This is a genomic window from Klebsiella sp. CN_Kp100 (assembly GCF_040065315.1).
GTDB classification, from domain to species: Bacteria; Pseudomonadota; Gammaproteobacteria; order Enterobacterales; family Enterobacteriaceae; genus Klebsiella; species Klebsiella oxytoca.
On the sequence record NZ_JBEAIJ010000001.1, the window covers coordinates 214,673 to 237,124 of the forward strand.

The following is a 22,452-nucleotide window of genomic DNA, read 5'->3' on the forward strand; positions in this document are numbered from 1 at the left end:
CCGGTGGCGCTGCTGTATGACCGGGCTACGGGTTCATAGTCGTCTGCGGTCCGGTAGCCCGGATAAGGCGCGCAGCGCCGCCTCCGGGGAATGCGCCGGGATTAATGCATAGGTGCGGCTTCTTCCCGGCTCGCGCTGCGCTTAGCAGGGCTGCGGGTTTACAGCCGTCTGTGGTCCGGTAGCCCGGACAGGCGCGTAGCGCCGCCTCCGGGGCATAGCTGCGGCAGCGTTAGCGCAGTTCGACGCCGCCCTGCACCATGCGCAGCAGGTGCTGCCTGGGCCAGAGCTCGCTAAGTCGCGTCTCTTCCAGCCGTCGCTGTAAATACTCAATGTCGTGACGTTGACGGTCGAGCATCAGGCCGACCACGCTGCCGCTGTGCGCCACGTTAATACCGTATAAATCGCACTCTTCCACCAGCCCCCGCAGCGTATCAAACCCCGGCTTTGGTAACAGATGCTGGCTGGCGACGGCGCTAAGCGTCGCGGCCTCTCCCATCCGCCGGGGATTATCCGTCTCGCAGGCCAGCTGAACTTTCTCCCAGGCTAGCTGCAGAGACGCGGAGTGGGCGTGCAGCTTTTCAAGCCGGGGAAGTCGGTGGTAATCGGTGGTCAGCAGCGTGGCGGGGCTTTCCAGCACCAGCAGATCGAGCTGAGGCTGGCTGTCACAGGCAATCTGCGTGGCGGCGGTGTTATGGTCGAACAGGGTGAGCTGACGAAACAGAGTGCTGTCGGTGGGCTCCAGGGAGACGCAGAGCCGGGCGAGGGTGGGTTCATCCAGCGGATGGCCGAGATGATGCGCGGCGGCTACCGCCGTCGCGGCGATGTCCGCGGTGCTGCTGGCCATACCTTTGGCAACCGGAATCGTGGAGCAGATATCGATCCGAATCTCCTTGCTCAGCGCCGGCGGATAACGCCAGTAGCTCAGCAACTGGTCGACCATCGCCCGCGCCAACGGACGTTCATCCGCCCGAGGCGAACCGTAGTCCACCTCGACGGTGCTGTACCAGTCAACGGGGCAGGAGACCAGCTTCTCGCTGCCGAGGATCCAGCCCTGGATGAGTTCCCCACAGGAGGCGGGGCATTGTGCTACGGCCACGTATTCACCTTTTTACCCGTTATACTTCAAGCTACAGGGGCGTTGGCTGCTCTCATTCACCCCAGTCACTTACTTATGTAAGCTCCTGGGGACTCACTCGTTTGCCGCCTTCCTGTGACCTGAATTATTTAGGGTAAAGTTTCAGAATTTTAAGCGCATAGTGTCATGCCGATCCCGCTATTTCCATGATTCACCGCAATTTGCCTGGCGGCGAGCTCAGGCTGAAACGGTTAATGTCTGCGCTTCGGGAAGCGCCAGGCGCATCACATCGCGGGCAATCATCAGCTCTTCATTGGTATTGATGACCGCCACTTTGACCATCGCATTTTCGGCCTGAATAAAGGTAGCGTTGTGCTGGTTTTTCTCTTCATCGACCGAGAGCCCGAGGAAATTCAGGTTATGGCAGATGGCGCTCCTGGCGCGGGCGGAGTTTTCGCCGATGCCGCCGGTAAAGATCAGCGCGTCCAGGCCGCCCATCTGCATAATATAACTGCCGATGGTGGCGCGAATGCGCTCGGCAAACAGCGAGAGCGCCAGGGCTGCCTGACGATTACCGCTGTCCGCCGCCTGCTCGACATCGCGATAATCGTGCGAGATGCCGGAAACCCCCAGCAGGCCGGACTCGTTATTCAGCAACTGATTAAGCTGCTCCGGCGTTTTTCCCTCATGCAGCGCCAGCCACGGTAGAATCGACGGATCGATATCGCCGCTGCGGGTGCCCATCATCACGCCGGACTGCGGCGTAAAGCCCATTGACGTGTTAACCGAGCGCCCGCCTTTGATTGCGCAAACGCTGCTGCCGTTGCCGAGATGGCAGCACACCACGCGCAGAGCGCTCAACGGTACGCCCAGCTTTTCCGCCAGCGTCGCGCTAACGTACTTGTGGCTGGTGCCGTGGAAGCCGTAACGGCGAATGCCCAACTCGCTGTAGTAGCGCCAGGGCAGCGGATAGATAAACGCGCGCTCGTCCAGCGTCTGGTGAAAAGCGGTATCAAACACCGCCACCGACGGCGCGTCGGGCAGCAACTGGCGGAAAACTTTAATGCCCAGCGCGTTGACCGGATTATGCAGCGGGGCCAGCTCCGCCAGGCGCTCGATTTCCGCTAAGGTCTCATCGGTCACCGGCGTCGAATCTTTAAAGCGCTCCCCGCCGTGCGCCACGCGGTGGCCGACGCCATCGATATCCTGCAAACTCTGGATAATCCGATGGTCGAGGAGCTTTTCCAGCAGCAGGGTGACGGCTTCACGGTGATCGGCTACGGGCGCCGTTTCCTGCCATTTTTGCGCCGGCGTTTTGAGGGCCACCTGGGCGTTTGCCATGCCGATACGCTCGATCAATCCCTGGCAGAGCATATCGCCCTGAGGCATCTCCAGCAGCTGGAATTTTAACGATGAACTGCCGGCATTAATGGCCATTATTTTGTAAGACATAAAGGTTCCTTCGAATTCAGAAAATCCAGCACGGCATCAAGACCCAGATTATTCAGCGCGCTGGTGATAAAAATCTGCTGGGCGCCAGCCTGCCTGAGCCACTCGCCGATTAGCGATATCCGCTGCGCATCGGCAAGGTCGGCTTTAGTGACCAGACCAATCGTCGGGCGGTTCATCGGAGCGGTAAAACCCGGAGAAAACGGCGACCACTGGGCGTCGGCGTTCAGCACCAGAGCGATAACGTCGGCCTCGCAGGCGCTGGTCAACAGAGCGCTATAAAGGCAGCGGTTCTCCAGATATTCGCCCGGTGTGTCGATGGCCATCGGCGACCATTCAATCGCCTGGGTTTTCTTGTAATGGAGCGCTTCGCCGCGCAGGCCCTGGGTCAGCGAGGTTTTGCCGCACTGGCTGGGGCCGATCAACATCAGACGTTTCATCGCGCTACGTCCGGGTTATTGAGCAGGTAGTAAACTGCATCATCTCGCCCAGGGTGCGCGTCACCTGCTTGAGGGCGTACTCGACGGCGGAAACGTCGCCGGTCAGCACCACGGCGCCGGTAAAGCGGTCAAGAAAACCGATCTCCACCGCGCCGGATTTGGTGGCGATATCGCAGGCGATAATCGACGCTTCGCTGGGCGTAATGGTGAGGATGCCGATGGCGGACACCGCATCCTGCAGGCCGAGTTTCTTAAAGAGATCTTTCCCGGGATTGGCAATCAGGTGCGCGAGGGTTACCTGTTTCCCGGGAACGTATTCCTGAATCATGCGATCCGTTGTTGGCTGTCTTTCCATTATCCCTCCACCATCTGTCGCCACATGGCTTCATGCGGTCGCGGGATCACCGAACGATAAACCAGCAGCCCTTTTTCACCCGCGCTTTCGCTGGCTACCGTAACCGCGTTGTTGACGTCGGAAACGTCGCCCGCCACCACCATGTAGCATTTACCGCCGATGCCGAAGGCCATATGCACCCGTACCAGGGTGACGTTGGAGCCTTTCACCGCCCGGTCCGCGGCGCTGATGCAGGCCGCAACGCTCCAGGTTTCAACGATGCCGACTGCCTGGCGTTTGTCTACGCTGTTCAGGCCGCTGATGGCCGGGAGTACGCTGGGATGGATATTCGCCAGCACCAGGCTGTCGACGAGCATTTCGCCGGCCTGCGAAGTGCCGGTTTCAATGGCCTGCTGGATAGCGCCGATATCCCCGCCTAGCATCAACAGAAACTTACCCGGGCAGATAGTCTTGCTGACCAGCAGATTGACGTTGGCGCTTTTCAGCATCGCATCGCCGAGTTCCATTCCTTTGGCAATGCTGGTGAGTTCTAAAATTCCTATAGCCTGAGACATGGTTAACCTCTTACAACCGTGATGGCCTGTTCGCTGATGGCCGCAACCACGCCGTCGATGCTGGCGTGAACCGGCGCGCCTAATGCGCCTGCCGGGATATCGGCAACGCATTGCCCGCGGGTAACGCGTTCACCCACTGCAACGTTCGCTACCGCGCTGGCGCCGATATGCTGGCGCAACTGTAAAGTCACTGTTTCTACTGCCGGTTCGTCTTCCACCAGCGGCGCCTCCTGATACCAGGGGCTCAGCCCCAGTTTGGCGATCAGTCGCTTCACCGGCACGAGGCGATATTTCGCCATTTCGTCGGCAGGATAGAGCGGTCCTTCATAGCGCTGGTTTTGCGCGCGCAGCTCGCGTTTCAGCATGCGGTTGATTCGCATCGGCGAGATCCCCACCGGACAGGCCACGCTTTCGCAGACGTTGCATTCCGAACAGGTGAGCGCGCTCAGCAGCAGCTGGGGCGTGGCGGCCTGATGAAAGTTCACCGCCCGCACCAGCAGGTGCGGGGAGAGTTCGTGGCCGATCAGATGCCGTGGGCAGAGATCGGTACACAGGCGACACTGTTCGCAGACGGTACGGGCCACGGAAAGCACCGTGCGCTCGTCCTGCATCCGCCGCTGGATAAGCGGATGGCTTTTGGGCAGCACCAGCAGGCCGCCGGTAGTTTTGGTTACCGGGCTATCGAGAGCAGTCATCAGGCCGCCCATCATCGGGCCACCGTTAATAAAACCGGGGTCGTCGACCGTCGCGCCGCCCGCCAGCGCCAGCACTTCGCGCAGCGACATGCCGATGGGGACGGTGACGGTCAGCGGTCGGGCGACCGCGCCGTTAACGGTTAGCGTGCGGCGGGTCACCGGAAACTGCTGCTCAACCGCACGGGCAATATTGAGCACCGTTTGTACGTTATTCACCACGACCCCAACGCTGGCTGGCAGCGCGGCGGGTGCGACCCGTCGACCGGTAGCTAACCAGATAGTCAGCACCTCATCGCCTGCGGGATAGACATCCGGCAGAATATGCAGGCGAATACCGGCAGGCAGCAGCGGGGTGAGGGCGTCGATAGCCCGGCGGTACTTCTCTTTCAGGGCAATCACCCCTTCGCGCGCGCCGGTTGCCGTCATCGCGTACTGCACGCCGCGGACCAGACGTGCAGCCTGCTGCCACATTAGCTGCTGGTCGACCTTGAGCATCGGTTCGCACTCGGCGGCGTTAACCAGAAAGATCTCCACCTGCGCCTGCAGCTTCACGTGGGCGGGAAAACCCGCTCCACCCGCGCCGACTACGCCCGCAGCACGCACGCGCTCGCGGATCTCCTCGGCGCTTCTGGCCATTTCAACAGCGTTGACGGCGGTACTCATAGCAGTTCCTCCAGCAGTTCCTGAATTTCCCCGGCGCTGGCCGGGCGAGGATTCGTGCGCAAGGTCACGTCAGCCAGTGCGGCCTGCACCATGGCCGGAATGCGCGCTGAGTACTCGGCACGTCCCTCTTTCAGCGCGATCGCCAGTGACGGCAGCGCACAGCGCTGCTTGAGCCGTTCGATTTGCTGGATCAGCGCATTGATCGCCGTACTATCGCTGGCGTCTGCCGGACAAAAACCGCAGGCTTTGGCCAGCCGCGCGTAGCGTTTTCCGGCGCGCGGATGACCGGCGTTAAAGCGGATAACCGCGGTTAACAGCAGCGCGTTGGCCAGTCCGTGCGGGAGATGAAACTGCCCGCCAAGCTGGTGGGCGATAGCATGGTTAAGCCCCAGCCCCGCCTGGCTGAACGCCATCCCGGCAAGCGTTGAGGCATTGTGCATTTTCCCGCGCGTCGCCACGCAGTCGCCTTTTTCCACCGCCGTGGGCAGATACTGGAACACCAGTTTGGCGGCTTTTTCCGCCAGCGCGTCGGTAAAGTCGCTGGCGTGCGGAGAGACCCACGCCTCCAGCGCGTGGGTCAGCACGTCCATGCCGGTGTTGGCCGTAATCTGCGGCGGCACGCTGACCACCAGCTCCGGGTCAAGGATCGCCATATCGGGATAGAGCGCATTGTTGAACAGCGGGTACTTGATGCCTTTATCCGGATCGCTAATTACGCAGGCGCTGGTCACTTCTGAACCGGTACCGCTGGTGGTTGGTATCGCCACGCAGGTTTCGATATTGATGCCGCTCTGCTGGCTAAACCAGACGATGGCTTTCGCCGCGTCCATCGCCGATCCGCCGCCGAAGCCGATGACCACCTGCGGCTGCAGGGCCTGCATTTGCGCAATGCCCTGCACCACGGTATGGATAGTGGGGTCCGGGGTTATCTCGCTAAAGACGCTGATGCGGTTATCTGCGGGCAACGCCTGACGCAGGGTTTCCAGCAGCGGCGAGCGCGCAAGAAAGCCATCGCAGATAATCCAGATGTGCTTGTTGGTAAAGCGTTTGAGCACCGCCAGGCTACCCTGACCGCTGTACAACCGCGTTTGTAGTGAGAAAGTTTTCATCGCGACCTCGGTTAGCGAATGGAAAAGCCGTTGGTCAGCACGCAGCGACGGGAGCGGGCAAACGTGCGCGCCGAGGTTGTCCCTTCACCGGTCGGCGTGGCGATAGTAAAGGTGGTAAAGCCTTCGCCGCCGACGCCGATCCCGGCATAAGAGGGGCCGTTCTTGACGAATATCGAGGTTTGCAGGGTGCGGGCCGCGAGGTTCAGGCGCGACACGTTCTGCGAGTGCATAATGGCGGTATGATGCAGTCCCTCTTCAACCTTCAGCGCCAGGGCCAGCGCGCTATCGAAATCGCTAACTTTCACTATCGGCAGCATCGGCATCAGCTGCTCGGTGGTAACCCACGGATCGTCGGCGTTAACCAGCGCTATCAGCAGACGCGGCGCTTTCGACGGAACGGCGATCCCGGCCGCTTCGAGCATGGCTGATGGGCTTTTGCCGACCAGTTTTTTATTCGCCTGGCCTTCAGGCAGGCAGGCGGCCCGGAGTTTGTCAGTGTCGGCAGGGCTCAGCAGCAGCGCGCCGAAGGTTTGCATTTGCTGCACCAGACGTTCGGCGACGCTCTCCACCACAATCAGGCTCTTCTCGGCAATGCAGGGCAGGTTGTAATCGAACGAGGCGCCGTTGATGATATCTTCCGCCGCTTTAACCAGATCCGCCGTTTCATCAACGATGCAGGGCGGGTTACCCGCGCCAGCGCCAATGACTTTCTTACCGCTCTTCATGCCCATCGCCACAATACCCGGGCCGCCGGTAATGGCCAGAACCGCAATGCGCGGATGGGCCATCATCTGCTGGGTGGCTTCGAAAGTGGGTTCTGCTACGGTAACCACCAGATTGCGGATGCCGCAGCAGCGGAAAACAATCTCTTCAATCATGCTAATCAGCTTCAGTGAGACCTTTTTTGCTCCCGGATGCGGGCTGAAGTAGACGCTATTGCCCGCCGCCAGCATGCTGATGCTGTTATTAATGATGGTTTCCGTCGGGTTGGTGCTCGGTGCGACCGACCCGATAACGCCAAATGGCGAATACTCAAACAGCACCATGCCGCCGTCGCCGGTCAGTGCCGTGGTGGTGAGATCTTCCACGCCCGGCGTGTTGTCCAGCGCAGCTTTGTTTTTCAAAAATTTATCTTCTTTGTTGCCCATCCCCGTTTCATTGGCGCTCTCTTCCGCCAGGGCGGCCAGATGCGGCGTCAGCTCCTGACGCATTGCGCTAATGATGGCGCTGCGGGTTTTTAGCGGGCACTGCTGATAACGTAAGAACGCCTGATGCGCGGCATTAATGGCCTCGCTCACGGACTGAAAAATCCCTTTGCCCTGCGCCGGGTTTGGCGTTTGGGCTGGGGTTAACTGTTCGCTAAGAATGGTGCGAATAAGCGTTTCGAGTTCAGAAGTATTCATTGATGAGTTCCCACGTTAATGGCCGCGATGGCGGTCTGTGCTATATCCATGTCCTGTTCAACGCTGCCGCCGCTGATGCCAAGACCCCCAATTAATGAGCCGTCGCGCCACAGGGCGTAACCGCCGCCAAAGGTAACCACTTTTCCCTGCAAATGCGTTTCGAGGCCATAAAGCGCGGCGCCAGGCTGAACGGCCTCGCTCAGCTCATGGGTCGCCGTTTTCATCGCCACCGCGGTCCAGGCTTTTTTCGGCGCCAGTTCGCTGCTGACCAACAGGGCGTCCGGCATCCGCCAGGTCACGGTTTCGGTGCCGTGTGCGTCAACGATACTGATCACCACCGGCACCTGAAGCTGCTGCGCGCGCTCAACGGCGGCGCGGGTGAGCTGGTGCAGATCGTGGAATGAAAGGTCCAGGGAAAGGTCCAGGGGCGTCTTCTCCTTGCTGCGGCTCGGTAGAGTGGCGGCCAGATAGCGCCGGCTCACTTCACGAATGATGTTGTTCTGGTGCGCATCGCTATCTTCCGCGCGCGCCAGGGCGTACAGGCAGTCTGACAAGCGATTGATGTAGCGCATCAGCACCTGGCGCACGTTGACTTCCGCCGCCAGCTCAACCAGTCGCCGTTCGGCCCGGCGGGCCAGCGTGCGGGCAAAATGCAGGCGGCTCGCGGCTTCGCAGCGGCCGGGTAAAATAAAACTGTGCAGCGGTTCGACGCGGGCCATGGCCCGATCGATGGCGGCTTCCAGAGCGGAAATCTCTTCGCTGCTGATGTAGCGCTGTTTCGGTGACGGCCGTTCGCTGTCGCTGGCCAGTTCTGCGCTAAACCAAAAAAGCTGCTGCTGGATGGCCTCAAGTAAGGCGCGGTGATTTTCATCCGCGGCGGCGCAGGCGCACAGGCTCAGCGCGGCGTTCAGCTCATCCAGCGTGCCGTAGGCTTCAACCCGCGGGTGGGTTTTACTCACCCGCTGGCCGGTAAAGAGTGAGGTGGTGCCAGCGTCGCCCGTTCGGGTATAAATCGCCATATTCGCTCCTTAACGTGAAAGCGTATCGACAATGCCGACAACGGCGAGGTCGATGGCCTCGTTTGGCCCGGAAAAAACGTGCCTGGCGCTGGAGCCGCCGCTGAGCAGAACCAGCTCGCCGATCCCCGCGCCGACGGAATCCACGGCGACTTCATCACCGGAGGTCGGCGAGGCGGGAAGCTCGCCATCGGCGCTGACCCGCCGCACCAGCAGCAGCTTTTTGCCGATCAGGGAAGGCGATTTTTGCGTGGAGACAACCGCGCCCGTGACTCGTGCCAGATGCATGATTTACTCCTGCTTAATTAATTGAATATGCCGCGCCTGTGCCGCTTCGCACGCCAGCGCGGTCACGATGCATTTGCGGTGGATAACCAGGCGACCCTGGCCCAGCTGCGCGACGTCGCGATAGCTCAGCACCGATCCTGCGTGCAGGATCAGCGGCAGCCCGCGCTCGTCGGTGAAGATCGTCGGCAGGCGCGCCAGTTTTTTGACCGGGATAACCGGCAGCAGCTGGCTGTGCAGGGTGAGCTGCACGCGGATGCCGAAAGCCAGCGCGTCGTGAATTTTCCGGGCCGCAGGATCGTCGGTTTCCGCCTCCGTCAGCTGGCCCAGCAGCGGCAGGTCGACAAGCAGGATGCGCAGCGAGGCGTGCTGGCTGAACAGCCCGGGGCCGTCGGCATCGCGCAGCTGCGCAACGCTCAGCGTCGCCGTGCTGTGGGCGCGACGCTGCAGCCTGGAGACGATTTCCTCCACGATGCGCTGAAGAACTTCGCCGTTCATCGCGGGCCTACCAGCCGGGCAAAGGCCTGCGGATTATCGGCGCCGGCGGCGTTGGCTTCATCGGTATCAATGTGCATTTCGAGACGCATATCCGGTGAAACGCGAATCGTCACGTTGTTGAAAATCAGCCCGCGCTCGTCGCCTTCAATGGCCACGGAGACCCTATCGCCGTGGGAAACCCGCAGGATCAGCGCATCGAGCGGCGACATATGAATATGCCGCTGCGCGACGATAACCCCTGACGACAGCGTCAGTTCGCCATAGGGGCTGACCAGACGGATGCCCGGCGTCCCTTTCAGATCGCCAGACATTCTCAGCGGCGCCGCAACCCCCAGGGTTCTGGCATCGGTACGCGATATTTCCACCTGGCTTACCGAACGCAGTGGGCCGAGCAGGCGCACATTTTTAAGCTGCCCCTTCGGCCCTACCAGGGTGACGGTTTGCTCCGCAGCGTACTGTCCCGGCTGCAGCAGCGCTTTTTTCTCGCTGATGGGATGGCCAGGAAACAGGCGTTCATAATCCGACGCCGACAGGTGGATATGACGATTTGAAACCCCCAGCGGAATGGGCCGCAGACGCATCTCGTCGAGGACTTTACTGACCGTTGATTCGAGAAGCTGTTTATCCATTACGCTTCACCTCGCTTGCCGGGATGAATGCAAAGGGTGCGCGGCTCGCCCTTCTGGCGCGGACATTTTGGATCCAGACACAGGTTGCAGCTGACCACGCCTTGTTGCTGGAGGGGCTCTTCTGCTGGCGCTTCAGAAACGACATTAGCCGTCTCTGACTCTTCAGGCTCAGGTTCCATGACGGAGGGGGGGGGAGCCTCTGCGGGCAGGATCCCTTCTCCGGGTCTGGCGATGACTTTATGAGCCACCAGACCGTTTCGCTGTTCGGCAAACTGTGCACCGGTGGTGATGGCCGCCTGTACTGAGGCCACATCACCGGTAATTTTAATGACCGTCCAGCCTGAACCATTGGTCTTTTCGAGGGCGACCAGCGTGATAGAAGCGGATTTCGCCATGATATCGGCGCAGCTAATAGCCAGTGCCAGACCACAAACTTCAAGTAATCCCAGTGATTGCTTCACGCGGTGCTCCTTATTCGCCATCAATCAGGCTGATTTCGGTAAAATGGCCTCAACGTCGCTGTGCGGACGCGGGATCACGTGGCAGGATTTCACTTCGCCTACGACGCTTGCCGCCGCGCTGCCCGCATCTACCGCCGCTTTGACCGCGCCGACATCGCCGCGAACCATTACGGTCACCAGACCCGAGCCAATTTTTTCGTAGCCGACCAGCTGCACGTTGGCCGATTTCACCATCGCATCGGCGGCCTCAATGGCGCCTACTAACCCTTTTGTTTCAACCAGTCCCAGTGCGTTATTCATACTGCTGTTCTCCTGTTGCTTAGCTATTCAGATCCCGGAACGGGATCCCTTTGACCAGCCGTGCCGCGTTATTACCGGTGTTACGTTGGGCCTGACTGTCCTGATGATGCATCAGCGTAAAAAGCGGCGCCGATGCGGGTAAATTCTTGTAGTGCACGACCAGCGTATGGCGATCGCAGGCGATGCCCACCAGTAGCGGCGAGCTGCGCGCCGCCTGCCAGGCGCTGTCCACGACATCCCCGGCCGGGTGATGCTGGAGCAGGAAAGGAATGCCTTCCTCTTCGATACCCAGCAGCACTTCGCGCCACAGGTCGTCGCAGCCGTCGATGGCGGCGATCACAATAGCCGGAGCGCTGTGATTACTGTCCATGCGCGAACTCCTTATGCCAGGAGAGAATCAGGCCGGTGGCCACCGCGTTTCTGGGGCCCTCGCTGCCGCGAATATTTCCCCGCCCGGCAACCAGGCGGTAGTGCGCCAGCGCATCGGTGACCAGCTGCGGGACCTCGAAATCCAGCGACGAACCGCCGACCAGCACCACGAACGGAATATCGCGAATGTTGCCGGTGGGGCTGACCTGACGCAGTGCGCGCAGGGCGTTGGTGACAAAGACCCGCTCTTTGGCGCTGCGGCGAATGGCGCGTACTTTTTCCAGCGCTAAGTCGCCGGGTAGTGGCACCAGTTCGTCCGGTTTCACCACGCAGACGCGGGCGAATACGGCGGGGGGCAGCGGCGTGGAGAAGAACTGCACGCTGCCGTCCTCGTGGCGTAAATGGAACAGACTTTCCACCTTGGCCAGCGGATACTTCTTGATCTCTTCCGCCAGATAGCGGTCTTCCAGCCCCAGCTCGCGGGCAATAATCATCGTCACCATATCGCCAGCTCCGGCGAGGTGAGTGGCGATGATTTCGCCTTTGGGGTTGATGATGGAGGCATCGGTGGAGCCTGCGCCGAGGTCGAGGATCGCCAGCGGTCGGGTGGTACCCGGCGTGGTCAGCGCGCCCAGAATGGCGGCTTCGGCCTCGGCGCCGCCGATCTGCACGTCGATATTGAGCTTCTGCTCGATTTCGCGGGCAATCATCGCCATCTGCAAACGATCCGATTTCACCATTGAGGCGATGCCCACGGCCTGCTCCAGCGAGAACTCCCCGGCAAGACCGCCGGTGACGCTCACCGGCACCGAGGTATCGACGGCCAGCAGGTCCTGAATGAATATTTCGCTGCTGGGCTTGTTGGTCAGCTCGGCCATGGTCTGGCGCACGTGTTCCAGCATGCCGCCGATATTGGTCCCCGACTCGCCGGTGACGTTATCGAGCTTGCCGCAGCCGTCGACCGCTTTCATGATGGCTTCGGCGCCAGCGGCAACGTCTACGCGTACGCTCCGGCCCTGGGCCAGCAGCTCAAGGTTACCGGCGGGTATCGCGCGCGCTTTGACGTCACCGGATGGCGTTTTGACCACCACGGCGGAACGGTTGCCAATCAGCGCGCGAGCCATCGGGACGATGTTTTTCGTCTCCTCGGCGTTGAGGTTGAATACGGTGGCGATGCCGTAGGGGTTAGAGAGCGTTTCGATGACCTTCCCCGGGACGGCGACCTCAATTGCCGCCAGCATTCCCAGCGGAATGCGGTCGATGTACAGCACTTCGTCAACAATCGGCAGCGGTTTTTCCAGCCGGTTGCTGACCAGCACGCCATCGTCGCGTTGCAAAATGACGCCGGTAATCTGATATCCGGCGCGCAGGGAAGCGTTAATCACGCTGGCGATATCGGCAAAATCGAACGCCGACGACACCACCAGGATATAGGGCGCGTCCGCCGGGCGGGTTAACAGCTCCTGTGGCGTAATGGTGATGCCCACGCCAAGCCCCGCGCCGCCGGGCGTTTTCGGGTTATGGCCGATCATGGTCGATTCGGTGATGATGGTCTCGGTAATGGTTTCCATCGCCACATCGCCAATCACCGGCGTAGCTTCATTAATGCGGATGAGCGAAATATCGCTGACAGCGATCCCGGCGCCTCTGGCGACGAGGGCGAGCGCCTCCTGAATACCGAACACGTTACGCAACGTGCCTTTGATCCCGGTGGTTTCCGCCAGCGCGCTGTGGGTGATTGTCAGCGTGCCAACCTCATTCAGAGTCGCCAGGGCGACTTCCGTCGATGAGTTGCCGATATCAATGCCAGCTATATATCGCATCACATACCCCTGTAATTAATCGTCGCCTTTGAGTTTTTTACGCTCGACGTACAGCGTTGCCGCTTCGCGAACGAAAGCGGCGCAAATCTTCGCCTGATAGCGGCTTTCGAGATCGTCGGCGATCGCCAGCAGCTCCTCTTTCGTCGAGCGATAGGGGCGGAGGGCGTTGTAGATTTCAAGAATGCGATCGTCCGGTACCGCGGTCAGTTCGGCGGCGCGTTCGAAGTTCATCGCCAGCCGGTCGCGGCCCGCGTCCCTGGCGATAGAAGCCTGTAAGCGCAGCGTTTCCGGGGTAATACGCATATCCTGGGCGGTAACTTTGTTGCTCAGCACGTTTTCCAGCGTAAAGTCGTCCAGCGTTTTATTGGTGGCGGTTTTCACCCATTCCGGGTGTTTGTTCGCCAGCGGGTAGTCGCTGACCTTTGCGCTACGGGACGTGCCGTCTGCCGCCGGAGCCGCCGTCGGCGCCTCGCCCTGCAGGCTGTTCATGCGGCTTAATACGTCGCGCACCATCGATTCAATTGCGTCGGTATTCATGGAGTTATCCTTTATCAAAGCGCCACGCGCAGTTCCTGCGGGTTTTTGCCCGTCACCACGTACTTGGTCTCTTTAATGTGCAAAATGGCCGATTTCGCCTGGTATTTTGGCCGCGCCATCTGGTCGTTCAGCGTCGGGACCGGCTGCGGCGATTCGCGTTTCGCATAGCGGGCGGCGTTTTTACCAATCTGGCGATAGGTTTCCAGGGTCAGCAGCGGCGCCTGGGGGAACAGCTCCAGGTTAGAGAGCGGCGGCAGCCCCTGCTGGTGAATCACCGTGGTGCCTTTTGACTGGATGCCGATAGAGATGCCGGAACCGCTCAGGCGATTGCCTTCAACGGCTACGAAGGCCACGTCGGAGGATTTAAAGCAGCGAATCACGCGCGCCTTAATGCCTTCTTCTTCAATACCGGCAATGACTTCGCGCAAAATGCTCTTATGCGGTATGCCGACGATATTGACGGTCTGCGCCAGGCCGAAAGCCGGGCCGACGGCGATAATCACTTCGTCCTGCTGGGTTCCCTGACGCGCTTCGCCCACTTCCGTCAGGAAGCCGTCGCCAGCGGGCGGCGTGGCCTGGGGCGCCGCGGAGGCCGCTGGCGCAGTAAACGAGACGGGTTTATCGCTGCCCTTCATCTCGCTGAGCACTTCTTCAATTATCTGGCGCAGCAATTTTTCATTAATTTCCATTTCTCACCCCTTAATCAATCTCGTTGGGATCAAGAGCGCCAGGGATGTTTTTAATCTCTTCCCAGCGTTCGCCCTGCAGGCGATAGCCCGTTGCCGGACCGGCATAGTCGTTAACGTCGTTGACGGCTGACAGCACCTGCCCATCGCCGACGATAATTGCGGAGGTATGCAGATAGTCTCCGGTCAGCTTGGCTTTCTGGATGTTGAGCATGTCCTGGGCAACGTCGGTGAACCCGCCCTGCGCCAGCGCTTTCACTACTTCCAGGCCGTTGCGGTTTTTATTGATGATTTCCTGGGCGAACTTGATGTCTTCGACGATGTTGCGTTCCGGCATATCTTTCGAACCGTGGGCGTAGGTCGCGGCTTCAACTTCTTCATCGGTAATCGGCGGCAGCCCCATTCCGGCAAAAACGGCCTGCAGCGCGCGGGCAGCCTTATTACGGATGGCGATAACATCTTCTTCGCGAACCGGACGCAGACCACCGTCCACCTTCAGGTCGCGCTGGATGACGTTGTAGTCGTCAAAGTCTTCGGCATCTTCGTTGGAACCGGCGAACATGTTGTCGTAGTTCGGCACCGCGGAATAACCGGAAGAGATAAAGTCGGTCCCCGGCAGAAACTGCATCAGCAGGCGCGCGGTACGACGCATATCGGAGTGGGTGAAGGTCTGGTCGTTACTGGAGGCGCACTCCAGATCCAGCGACGAACAGATCAGGTTTTCCGCCAGCACCGCGCGAATGCCGGAAGGTACCGCAGACGGCACGCCGATGCAGCTAACGGAACCGTTTTGCAGGCCCTGTACGCCCGCGGCTTTGGTGATGTAGATGCAGCGCGCTTCCAGGTAAAGCATGGATTTGCCTTCGGCGTAGCCCATCTGCACTTCGGAGCCGGAGCCGGAGGTGAAGCGCATTTTCAGACCGCGAGAGGCGTAGGAGGAGGCTAAGAAACCCTTCGACCACGGCGTGTCGTCGCCGTCGGTAAAGACCGGTTCGGTACCGTAGACGGAGATGGTTTCGGCGTAGCAGGTGTGGCCCAGCATGCCGAGCTTCAGCTCGGTGGCTTCTTCCAGCGAGCACTGAGTCAGTACGCCCGGACGGCCTACCTGCGAGCCGACCAGCAGCGCGATGGCGTTGAACGGCGCGTAGCGCGCTACCGCAACGGTGGTTTCCTGTTCGTCAAATCCGCGCCATGCGCCTTCGGCGGCGTCGGCGGCAATCTGTACCGGGTTATCTTTGACGTTGGTGACGTGCGCCTGCTGGGATGGGGTGCGGCGGGCGCGCATTTTCTGCATCGCCATCATCATCTCAACGACGTTCATATGCGAAACCACTTCGACAATTTTTGCCGGCGTCATCGCGGTGGTCAGCGGGACGATTTCGCTGCGTTTAACGTTCGGATCGCACAGCATATTGGCCAGCTTAACCGAATCCATCGCCATCACTTCTTCGGCGCGATTCAGGTTAATGCCGTAGCGGGCGATAAAGTGGTCGATCAGGTCAAAATCGCTCACCGGTTTCCCGTCCAGCTCGGTCACCGCGCCGTTAACGATTTTTATCGACGGTTTCGGATCGTTCGGGCTTTCCATCGCGATAAAGCCTTCTTCGATCCACTCCTTAACGAAGCCGTCCTGATTCACAGGGCGTTTCGCCAGTGCTTCAAATCTTTTCGATCTCATGAATCAGCCTCGTGGGTATCAGATGTAGGACGGGCGATCGTTTTTCGGTTCAGAACCGAGGGTCGCAAGGACGGTTTTACCGATTTCGCGCGCGGAGGTGACTGCCTGGCGGACCGCGCCGGAGTCGCCGGAAATCACCAGGATGGCTTCGTTACTGAAGCTGGTGCCGTGCGCCGGAGAGCTATACGCCACGACTTCTACGTTGGCTGACTTCAGGGCGGTATCGGCCATCAGCACGCCAACGGAGGCCGGTGCGCCGACGATAATGCCGCAGGCGCGGCCAATCGGCGCGCCGAAGGCTTTTTCCAGGGCGTAGCTGGCGCGGGCGGTGTACTGCAGCTCGATATGTCCGGCTTCATTGCCGTAAACATCGCCGAAGGTGCGGTCGAGCTCTTTCAGCGCAACTTCAATCCCGCGCTTAACGTCGGAAACGTCGTTGCCGCCTAATATAATCAACGAACCGTGGCCTGCACCGCCTTTGGTATCGCGCGGAAGCTCAATGCTGACCACTTCGGTGTTGGTGGCTTTCACCGCTTCGTCCGCCGCCATAATGTGCGGGCCTGCGCCGGTACGGGCGCCGAGAATGCCGATGGAGCGATAGCGCTTTTCAAGCTTCATCGCGTCCAGCAGGGCGGTATCGACGTTGGCGATAACCAGACCCAGGGTGTCGCCAATGGCGGTCCCGACAAATTCCGTTAAACTGCAGCTTTTTTCTGCCATAGCCGTCTCTCGTATTGGATGGTTTTCAGTAGGGATGGCCTGCTGTTCCGGCGTTGCCACGCGGGCAATCACCTGAGCCATGATCTGTTCAACCAGCTCATTGCTGCTCATTGGCTAATTCCCTTCGGTAAGATTTTTTCTACATCGGTGTGAGGGCGTGGGATGACGTGTACGGCTTTCACTTCACCCACGTTACGTGCGGCGGCGGCACCCGCATCGGTGGCCGCTTTTACCGCGCCAACATCGCCGCGCACGATGACGGTTACCAGCCCGGAGCCAATCTTTTCATAGCCCACTAACATCACATTGGCTGACTTAACCATTGCATCAGCGGCCTCTATGGCTGCGGTTAAGCCTTTGGTTTCTACCATTCCTAGTGCTTCTTGTTGCATAAAGACCTCGCATGGAGTGTTCCGATAGTTGGGACTATAAGAAGATGCGAGGAAAAAGAATGGCTGACTTCAATTTGATGGTGAAAAAATAGTGGGTATTGGATAATATAAAATTGTCGTTTATTTATTTAACTGTTTGATGTTATTTGTTATTTTTATTTGTGCTGATGTGATTATCTTGTTTTGTATATTCCATATTTACAAATTTGTTCATGACGATTTTAATTTTATCTGCTATGCGAGAGAATCTGATTTGTGATGTTTGTTGGAAAACGATGAGTTGGTTTTAGCAATATTTTTGCATGCCATGGCGGTGGCATAATTGCGAAAGCCGCGCGTGAGCAATGCAATTCTGAGTTATTTAATGACAATAATTTGTTATTGATGCCCGAATTTTCCGGAGGCTGCCGTCAGCAGGTTGCCAACAATTTGCGGACGGGAGTTCATATAGTGGTGCCCGTTGTACTCTACTGCCAGCAGGATGTTGGCTGGTCAGGACACGAACTCTGCTAAGAAGGTGTCATAATGAATGATTCGTTAAAAGCGCAATGTACCGCCGAGTTTTTGGGCACCGGGCTATTTTTGTTTTTCGGCATCGGCTGCCTGAGCGCGTTAAAGGTGGCGGGAGCCAGCCTCGGACTGTGGGAGATATGCATTATCTGGGGGTTGGGGATCTCGCTTGCCGTGTATCTGACTTCGGGGATCTCCGGCGGGCATCTCAACCCGGCGGTGACCGTCGCTTTATGGCTGTTTGCCTGCTTTCCCGGACGAAAAGTTTTCCCCTATATCGTTTCACAGGTTGCCGGCGCCTTTGGCGGCGCGGTGCTGGCCTATGTGCTGTACAGCACGATGTTTACCGAGTTTGAATCCGCCCACCATATCGCGCGCGGCAGCGTAGAGAGCCTGCAGCTGGCGAGTATTTTCAGCACCTACCCGGCGGCATCGCTGAGCATCTGGCATGCGGCGCTGGTTGAAGTGGTGATCACCTCCATGCTGATGGGGATGATTATGGCGCTGACCGACGACGGCAACGGCGTACCGAAAGGGCCGCTGGCCCCGCTGCTGATCGGCCTGCTGGTGGCGGTAATTGGCGCTTCAACCGGGCCGCTGACCGGCTTTGCGATGAATCCGGCGCGTGATTTTGGGCCGAAGCTGTTTACGTGGATGGCGGGTTGGGGCGATATCGCGATGACCGGCGGAAGGGATATTCCGTACTTTATTGTGCCGATTATTGCGCCACTGATCGGCGCTTGTCTCGGCGCGGCCATCTATCGTTATCTGATTGGTAATAATCTACCGTGTAATACCTGTAAATTAGAGGATTAAGGTCACGGCTGAAATAGCCAAAATTTTTCATGAACCGGTATCACGAACTCGCCAAAAACGTCTCCCACGGATGGGAGACTTTTGCTATCGTATTATTCTTTTATCGTTGGCGGCAATTGATGATGAAAGGAAGTAAATATTAAAGAAATGTTTTATTTATAACAAAAAATTAACTGAGAGGTTTTATCATGATTTCTGCGAGCACACTGAACTCAGAACTCATTAATAAAATCGCACAGGATTTTGCGCAGGCCACCAGTCTGGCGGTGGTGGTCGTCAATATTCATGGTGATGAAATATCTGAACTGTTTAACTTCACACCTTTTTGCCAGCTGATGCGCCAGCATCCCCAGCACAGCACCCGCTGTCGAATGAGCGACCGCTGCGGCGGGCTTGAGGCGTCTAAAACCGATCAGCTCTGTATCTACCGCTGCCACGCCGGGTTAACCGATTTCTCCATTCCTCTGGTCATTGCCGGGCACCTTGTGGGCTTTGTGCTTTGCGGCCAGGTGCGCTTAAGCAACGATGTTGAACTGGTCGATATCCTCAACGTGGATGACCGCTGGCAGGCCGACCCTGAGCTGCTTAAAGCGTTTCGCGACGTGCCGGAAATGGACTACTCCAGAGTGATTGCTTCTGCTGATTTACTGAAGCTCATCGTCGAAAACTGCCTTAAAAAACAGCTCAACTTTGTGGTGATTAAAGATAATCCCCAGCAGCCGGAACCTGCGCGCGCCAGCCGCGTTGCCAGCCCTCATGACAGCAAAATGAAGAAGGCGCTGCGCTACATTGATGCCCATTTATCCGACGAGCTTCGCCTGGAAGACGTCGCCGCTCACGTTTATCTCAGCCCCTATTACTTCAGTAAGCTGTTCAAAAAATATCAGGGTATTGGCTTTAATGCCTGGGTGAACCATCAGCGGATGGTGAGCGCCAAAGAGCTGCTTTGCCACAGCGACTGGAGCATCGCCAGCATTGCGCGGAATTTAGGATTTTCGCAAACAAGCTATTTTTGCAAAGTTTTTCGCCAGGCCTATCAGGTGACTCCGCAGGCCTATCGCCAGCAAATTAACGCCAGATCACAAACTGAGCCATTTTAAATGACAATAATTTGTTATTGCCGATTTTTGTTATACCCGCGTATCTGGCTCATTATAAAATGAAAATATCTCATTCAGAGCAATAAATTGTCATAGCGCAACAAATTAATAATGAGAGAACGATAAGCTGCACCAGTTTTTATTTATTTGATGAGATAGAGTGATATCCGAAATGGCTTTCAGCGCGCCATCGGCGTAATGAAACGGCTTTGGTAATTAAAAATTAAACACGACGGGAGCCATTCTGCTTCCGTAAGATGTTCCGGGAATCATTCGAGTGGGTTTCATCCCGCTCGATAAAACCGACAGGCGCCAGGGAAGGGGGTGTGAATCCCCCGCAGCCCCCGCTGCTGTGATGCTGACGAACCCATATTTAGCCACTGATCTGCTTACCGGATTGGGAAGGATGGGGGAGGACGACGCTAAGCCAGAAGACCTGCCTGTCGGTAATAATCAACAACTTCGGTGGGAAGTGGGTTGCTCAGATGCGTACAGTCGAAAGACTGGGAATGCACGCAGCCCTACCACCCGGCACAGGATCGGGGTATGGCAGCCAGGCAGCACGCATTCATTCTTGCAGGTACCGGCAGCGGTTGTGGTAAAACTACGGTCACGCTTGGCCTGCTCAGCCTGTTGAAGCAGCGCGGCATGCGGGTTCAGCCCTGCAAAGTCGGCCCGGACTACCTCGACACCGGCTGGCACACCGCCGTCAGCGGCGTCGCTTCCCGCAACCTCGACAGCTTTATGCTCCCGGAGCCGGTGCTTAACGCGCTATTTTGCGAACAGATGCAGCGGGCGGATATCGCGGTCATTGAGGGCGTGATGGGGCTTTATGACGGCTTCGGTACCGACCCAGGCTACTGCAGCACCGCCGCGATGGCTAAACAGCTCGGCTGTCCGGTCATTTTGCTGGTAGATGGCAAAGCGGTTTCCACCTCCATCGCCGCCACGGTGATGGGATTTCAACACTTCGACCCCAGTCTTAACATTGCCGGCGTTATCGTCAATCGCGTCAACAGCGAAAGCCATTATCAGCTGCTCAAAGGCGCCATTGAACGCTACTGCGAGCTGCCGGTGCTCGGCTACGTACCGCGAGTGGAAGGGGTGGCGTTACCCGAACGCCATCTGGGACTGGTTACCGCCCGCGAGTCGCTGGTTAACCAGCAGCCGTGGCGCGATTTTGCCCAAACGCTGGCGCAAACGCTGGATATTGAACAGCTTCTTACCCTCAGCCAGCTCTCCATCCTACCCGCCGGGGAGTGGCCGACGCTGCCGTCCCCTGATGCTGGCGCGGGCCTGACGCTGGCGCTGGCCGACGACGAGGCCTTCAACTTTTACTACCCGGACAACCTCTCGCTGCTTGAACGCTGCGGAGTGAATATCGTGCGCTTCAGCCCGCTGCACGATAGCGAGCTTCCACCGTGCCAGATGATTTGGCTCGGCGGCGGCTATCCGGAAATTTATGCTGCCGCGCTGGCGGCCAATACGCCGATGCTGGCGCAGCTGCAGGAGGCGCACCGGCGCGGGGTGGCGATTTACGCCGAATGCGGCGGTCTGATGTATCTCGGCAGCTCCCTGGAAGACGCCAACGGTGATATCTACCCGATGGCCAACCTTATTCCCGGCCATAGCAAAATGGGCAAACGGCTTACCCGCTTTGGCTACTGCGAGGCGCGAGCTATGCGCAAATCGCTGCTGGCGGCGCCGGGCGAAACCCTGCGCGGACATGAATTTCACTACTCGGATTTTACTCCCGAGTCCCCGGCGGTTCTGGCCTGCCGCAAGGTCCGCGACGGTATGACCCTTCAGCAGTGGTCCGGCGGCTGGCAGGTGGGCAACGCGTTCGCCAGCTATCTGCACCTGCACTTTGCGCAGCGCCCCACCATGCTCAACCACTGGCTGGCTGCGGCAAGGAGCGCGCTATGACGCTACTGGCATGGGGCGTTGCCTGGCTTCTCGATTTTATCATCGGCGATCCGCAAAGCTGGCCGCATCCGGTGCGCTGGATTGGCAACCTGATCGCCGCCGTTCAGCGCGGCGTGCGCCGCTATTGCCGTAGCGATGTTGCCTTGCGCATTGGCGGCGGGGTGATGTGGATAGTTGTAGTCGGACTGACGTGGGGCGTCTGCTGGTGCGTGCTGACGCTGGCGCAGAGGATTCATCCGTGGCTTGGCTGGCTGGTTGAGGTCTGGATGATTTTCACCGTGCTGGCCGGACGCTGTCTGGCGCAGTCGGCGCGGGACGTCGAGCGACCGCTGCGCGCGGGGGATCTGGCGGAAAGCCGTAGCAAGCTGTCATGGATTGTCGGGCGCGACACGTCGCAGCTTGCGCCGCAGCAGATTAATCGCGCGGTTGTTGAGACGGTGGCGGAAAACACCGTTGACGGGATTATCGCGCCGCTCTTCTTCCTGCTGCTCGGCGGCGCGCCGCTGGCGATGGCCTATAAAGCGGTCAACACCCTGGATTCGATGGTCGGCTATAAGCACGAAAAATACCGCGCCATCGGCATGGTTAGCGCTCGCCTTGATGATGTCGCCAACTTTATCCCCGCTCGCCTGAGCTGGCTGCTTATCAGCCTCGCCGCTCTCCTCTGTGGTGAAGCGAGTGGCCGCGCGTTGCGCATCGGCTGGCGCGATCGCTACAACCACAGCAGCCCAAACTGCGGATGGTCGGAGGCCGCCGTCGCCGGGGCGCTCGGCATCCGGCTTGGCGGCCCTAACGATTACTTTGGTCAGCGCGTGGAGAAGCCGTGGATTGGCGAGGCGACGCGCGACGTTTCCGTAGACGATATTTCCCGAACGATTCGACTGATGTGGGTGTCTTCGACCCTGGCGCTGGCGCTGTTTATGGCGATCCGGTTCTGGCTGGTCGGCGCAGCCTGAGGACAAA

General features: G+C 58.9%; 25 protein-coding genes and 1 riboswitch. Of the genes, 4 read left to right on the forward strand and 21 right to left on the reverse strand.

Annotated features, from left to right (window positions below):
• Positions 1 to 229 precede the first annotated feature (229 nt).
• From ABLV12_RS01000 to pduA, 21 genes are all read right to left on the reverse strand, one after another.
• Positions 230 to 1,096, reverse strand: a complete 867-nt coding sequence (locus ABLV12_RS01000; RefSeq protein WP_004105221.1) for an L-threonine kinase — start codon at positions 1,094 to 1,096, stop codon at positions 230 to 232.
• A 216-nt stretch (positions 1,097 to 1,312) separates the two neighbouring features.
• Complete coding sequence (locus tag ABLV12_RS01005) at positions 1,313 to 2,527, reverse strand: acetate/propionate family kinase (RefSeq protein ID WP_064397375.1); 1,215 nt, start codon at positions 2,525 to 2,527, stop codon at positions 1,313 to 1,315.
• A complete protein-coding gene (gene pduV, locus ABLV12_RS01010; RefSeq protein WP_004105216.1) occupies positions 2,512 to 2,964 on the reverse strand; it encodes a propanediol utilization protein PduV in 453 nt (150 codons plus the stop codon). Before pduV ends, ABLV12_RS01005 begins: the two co-directional genes overlap by 16 nt.
• Before the next feature lie 4 nt (positions 2,965 to 2,968).
• A complete protein-coding gene (gene pduU / locus ABLV12_RS01015; protein ID WP_000441103.1) occupies positions 2,969 to 3,319 on the reverse strand; it encodes a propanediol utilization microcompartment protein PduU in 351 nt (116 codons plus the stop codon).
• The gene (pduT, locus tag ABLV12_RS01020) at positions 3,319 to 3,873 is read right to left on the reverse strand and encodes a propanediol utilization microcompartment protein PduT (RefSeq protein ID WP_000075777.1); all 555 of its coding nucleotides are present in this window, start codon (positions 3,871 to 3,873) and stop codon (positions 3,319 to 3,321) included. Before pduT ends, pduU begins: the two co-directional genes overlap by 1 nt.
• A 2-nt stretch (positions 3,874 to 3,875) precedes the next feature.
• Entirely contained in the window at positions 3,876 to 5,231 is a 1,356-nt protein-coding gene (gene pduS, locus ABLV12_RS01025) for a cobalamin reductase PduS (protein WP_004105191.1), read from the reverse strand.
• Positions 5,228 to 6,340 (reverse strand): 1-propanol dehydrogenase PduQ, encoded by a 1,113-nt coding sequence (pduQ, locus tag ABLV12_RS01030; RefSeq protein ID WP_064397377.1) that lies wholly within the window; start codon positions 6,338 to 6,340, stop codon positions 5,228 to 5,230. The genes pduS and pduQ overlap by 4 nt, the downstream gene beginning before the upstream one ends.
• An 11-nt stretch (positions 6,341 to 6,351) precedes the next feature.
• On the reverse strand, positions 6,352 to 7,743 hold the full coding sequence (gene pduP / locus ABLV12_RS01035; RefSeq protein WP_348866725.1) for a CoA-acylating propionaldehyde dehydrogenase PduP: 1,392 nt from the start codon (positions 7,741 to 7,743) through the stop codon (positions 6,352 to 6,354).
• Positions 7,740 to 8,762 (reverse strand): two-domain cob(I)yrinic acid a,c-diamide adenosyltransferase PduO, encoded by a 1,023-nt coding sequence (gene pduO, locus ABLV12_RS01040; protein ID WP_064397380.1) that lies wholly within the window; start codon positions 8,760 to 8,762, stop codon positions 7,740 to 7,742. Before pduO ends, pduP begins: the two co-directional genes overlap by 4 nt.
• Before the next feature lie 9 nt (positions 8,763 to 8,771).
• Positions 8,772 to 9,047, reverse strand: coding sequence for a propanediol utilization microcompartment protein PduN (gene pduN, locus ABLV12_RS01045; protein ID WP_000549823.1), 276 nt, complete (start codon positions 9,045 to 9,047; stop codon positions 8,772 to 8,774).
• Between the two features lie 3 nt (positions 9,048 to 9,050).
• Complete coding sequence (gene pduM, locus ABLV12_RS01050) at positions 9,051 to 9,542, reverse strand: microcompartment protein PduM (RefSeq protein ID WP_348866726.1); 492 nt, start codon at positions 9,540 to 9,542, stop codon at positions 9,051 to 9,053.
• Positions 9,539 to 10,171, reverse strand: coding sequence for a phosphate propanoyltransferase (locus ABLV12_RS01055; protein ID WP_325905379.1), 633 nt, complete (start codon positions 10,169 to 10,171; stop codon positions 9,539 to 9,541). The genes pduM and ABLV12_RS01055 overlap by 4 nt, the downstream gene beginning before the upstream one ends.
• A complete protein-coding gene (locus tag ABLV12_RS01060; RefSeq protein WP_086075064.1) occupies positions 10,171 to 10,653 on the reverse strand; it encodes a BMC domain-containing protein in 483 nt (160 codons plus the stop codon). Before ABLV12_RS01060 ends, ABLV12_RS01055 begins: the two co-directional genes overlap by 1 nt.
• Positions 10,654 to 10,656: 3 nt before the next feature.
• Entirely contained in the window at positions 10,657 to 10,932 is a 276-nt protein-coding gene (gene pduJ / locus ABLV12_RS01065; protein ID WP_001057755.1) for a propanediol utilization microcompartment protein PduJ, read from the reverse strand.
• A 19-nt stretch (positions 10,933 to 10,951) separates the two neighbouring features.
• Positions 10,952 to 11,302: a propanediol dehydratase reactivase beta subunit PduH gene (gene pduH, locus ABLV12_RS01070; RefSeq protein WP_064372410.1), complete on the reverse strand. Its 351-nt coding sequence runs from the start codon at positions 11,300 to 11,302 to the stop codon at positions 10,952 to 10,954.
• Positions 11,292 to 13,124 (reverse strand): propanediol dehydratase reactivase alpha subunit PduG, encoded by a 1,833-nt coding sequence (gene pduG / locus ABLV12_RS01075; RefSeq protein WP_064397384.1) that lies wholly within the window; start codon positions 13,122 to 13,124, stop codon positions 11,292 to 11,294. Before pduG ends, pduH begins: the two co-directional genes overlap by 11 nt.
• Before the next feature lie 15 nt (positions 13,125 to 13,139).
• Complete coding sequence (gene pduE, locus ABLV12_RS01080) at positions 13,140 to 13,661, reverse strand: propanediol dehydratase small subunit PduE (RefSeq protein ID WP_004115017.1); 522 nt, start codon at positions 13,659 to 13,661, stop codon at positions 13,140 to 13,142.
• A gap of 14 nt (positions 13,662 to 13,675) precedes the next feature.
• Complete coding sequence (gene pduD, locus ABLV12_RS01085) at positions 13,676 to 14,350, reverse strand: propanediol dehydratase medium subunit PduD (RefSeq protein WP_004105135.1); 675 nt, start codon at positions 14,348 to 14,350, stop codon at positions 13,676 to 13,678.
• Between the two features lie 10 nt (positions 14,351 to 14,360).
• Positions 14,361 to 16,025, reverse strand: coding sequence for a propanediol dehydratase large subunit PduC (gene pduC, locus ABLV12_RS01090; protein WP_004105132.1), 1,665 nt, complete (start codon positions 16,023 to 16,025; stop codon positions 14,361 to 14,363).
• 18 nt (positions 16,026 to 16,043) lie between these two features.
• The gene (pduB, locus tag ABLV12_RS01095) at positions 16,044 to 16,856 is read right to left on the reverse strand and encodes a propanediol utilization microcompartment protein PduB (protein WP_004105122.1); all 813 of its coding nucleotides are present in this window, start codon (positions 16,854 to 16,856) and stop codon (positions 16,044 to 16,046) included.
• Positions 16,853 to 17,137, reverse strand: a complete 285-nt coding sequence (gene pduA / locus ABLV12_RS01100) for a propanediol utilization microcompartment protein PduA (RefSeq protein ID WP_001183618.1) — start codon at positions 17,135 to 17,137, stop codon at positions 16,853 to 16,855. Before pduA ends, pduB begins: the two co-directional genes overlap by 4 nt.
• Positions 17,138 to 17,662: 525 nt before the next feature.
• Here pduA and pduF point away from each other — a divergent pair.
• The 4 genes from pduF (at position 17,663) to cbiB (ending at position 22,445) form a co-directional block, all read left to right on the forward strand.
• Positions 17,663 to 18,463, forward strand: a complete 801-nt coding sequence (pduF, locus tag ABLV12_RS01105; protein WP_004105118.1) for a propanediol diffusion facilitator PduF — start codon at positions 17,663 to 17,665, stop codon at positions 18,461 to 18,463.
• A 188-nt stretch (positions 18,464 to 18,651) separates the two neighbouring features.
• The gene (gene pocR, locus ABLV12_RS01110; RefSeq protein ID WP_004105115.1) at positions 18,652 to 19,563 is read left to right on the forward strand and encodes a regulatory protein PocR; all 912 of its coding nucleotides are present in this window, start codon (positions 18,652 to 18,654) and stop codon (positions 19,561 to 19,563) included.
• Positions 19,564 to 19,853: 290 nt separating this feature from the next.
• Positions 19,854 to 20,022: riboswitch (cobalamin riboswitch) on the forward strand.
• Positions 20,023 to 20,109: 87 nt separating this feature from the next.
• Positions 20,110 to 21,489: a cobyrinate a,c-diamide synthase gene (locus ABLV12_RS01115; RefSeq protein ID WP_064397386.1), complete on the forward strand. Its 1,380-nt coding sequence runs from the start codon at positions 20,110 to 20,112 to the stop codon at positions 21,487 to 21,489.
• Positions 21,486 to 22,445, forward strand: a complete 960-nt coding sequence (gene cbiB, locus ABLV12_RS01120; RefSeq protein WP_201506230.1) for an adenosylcobinamide-phosphate synthase CbiB — start codon at positions 21,486 to 21,488, stop codon at positions 22,443 to 22,445. The genes ABLV12_RS01115 and cbiB overlap by 4 nt, the downstream gene beginning before the upstream one ends.
• Positions 22,446 to 22,452: the final 7 nt, after the last annotated feature.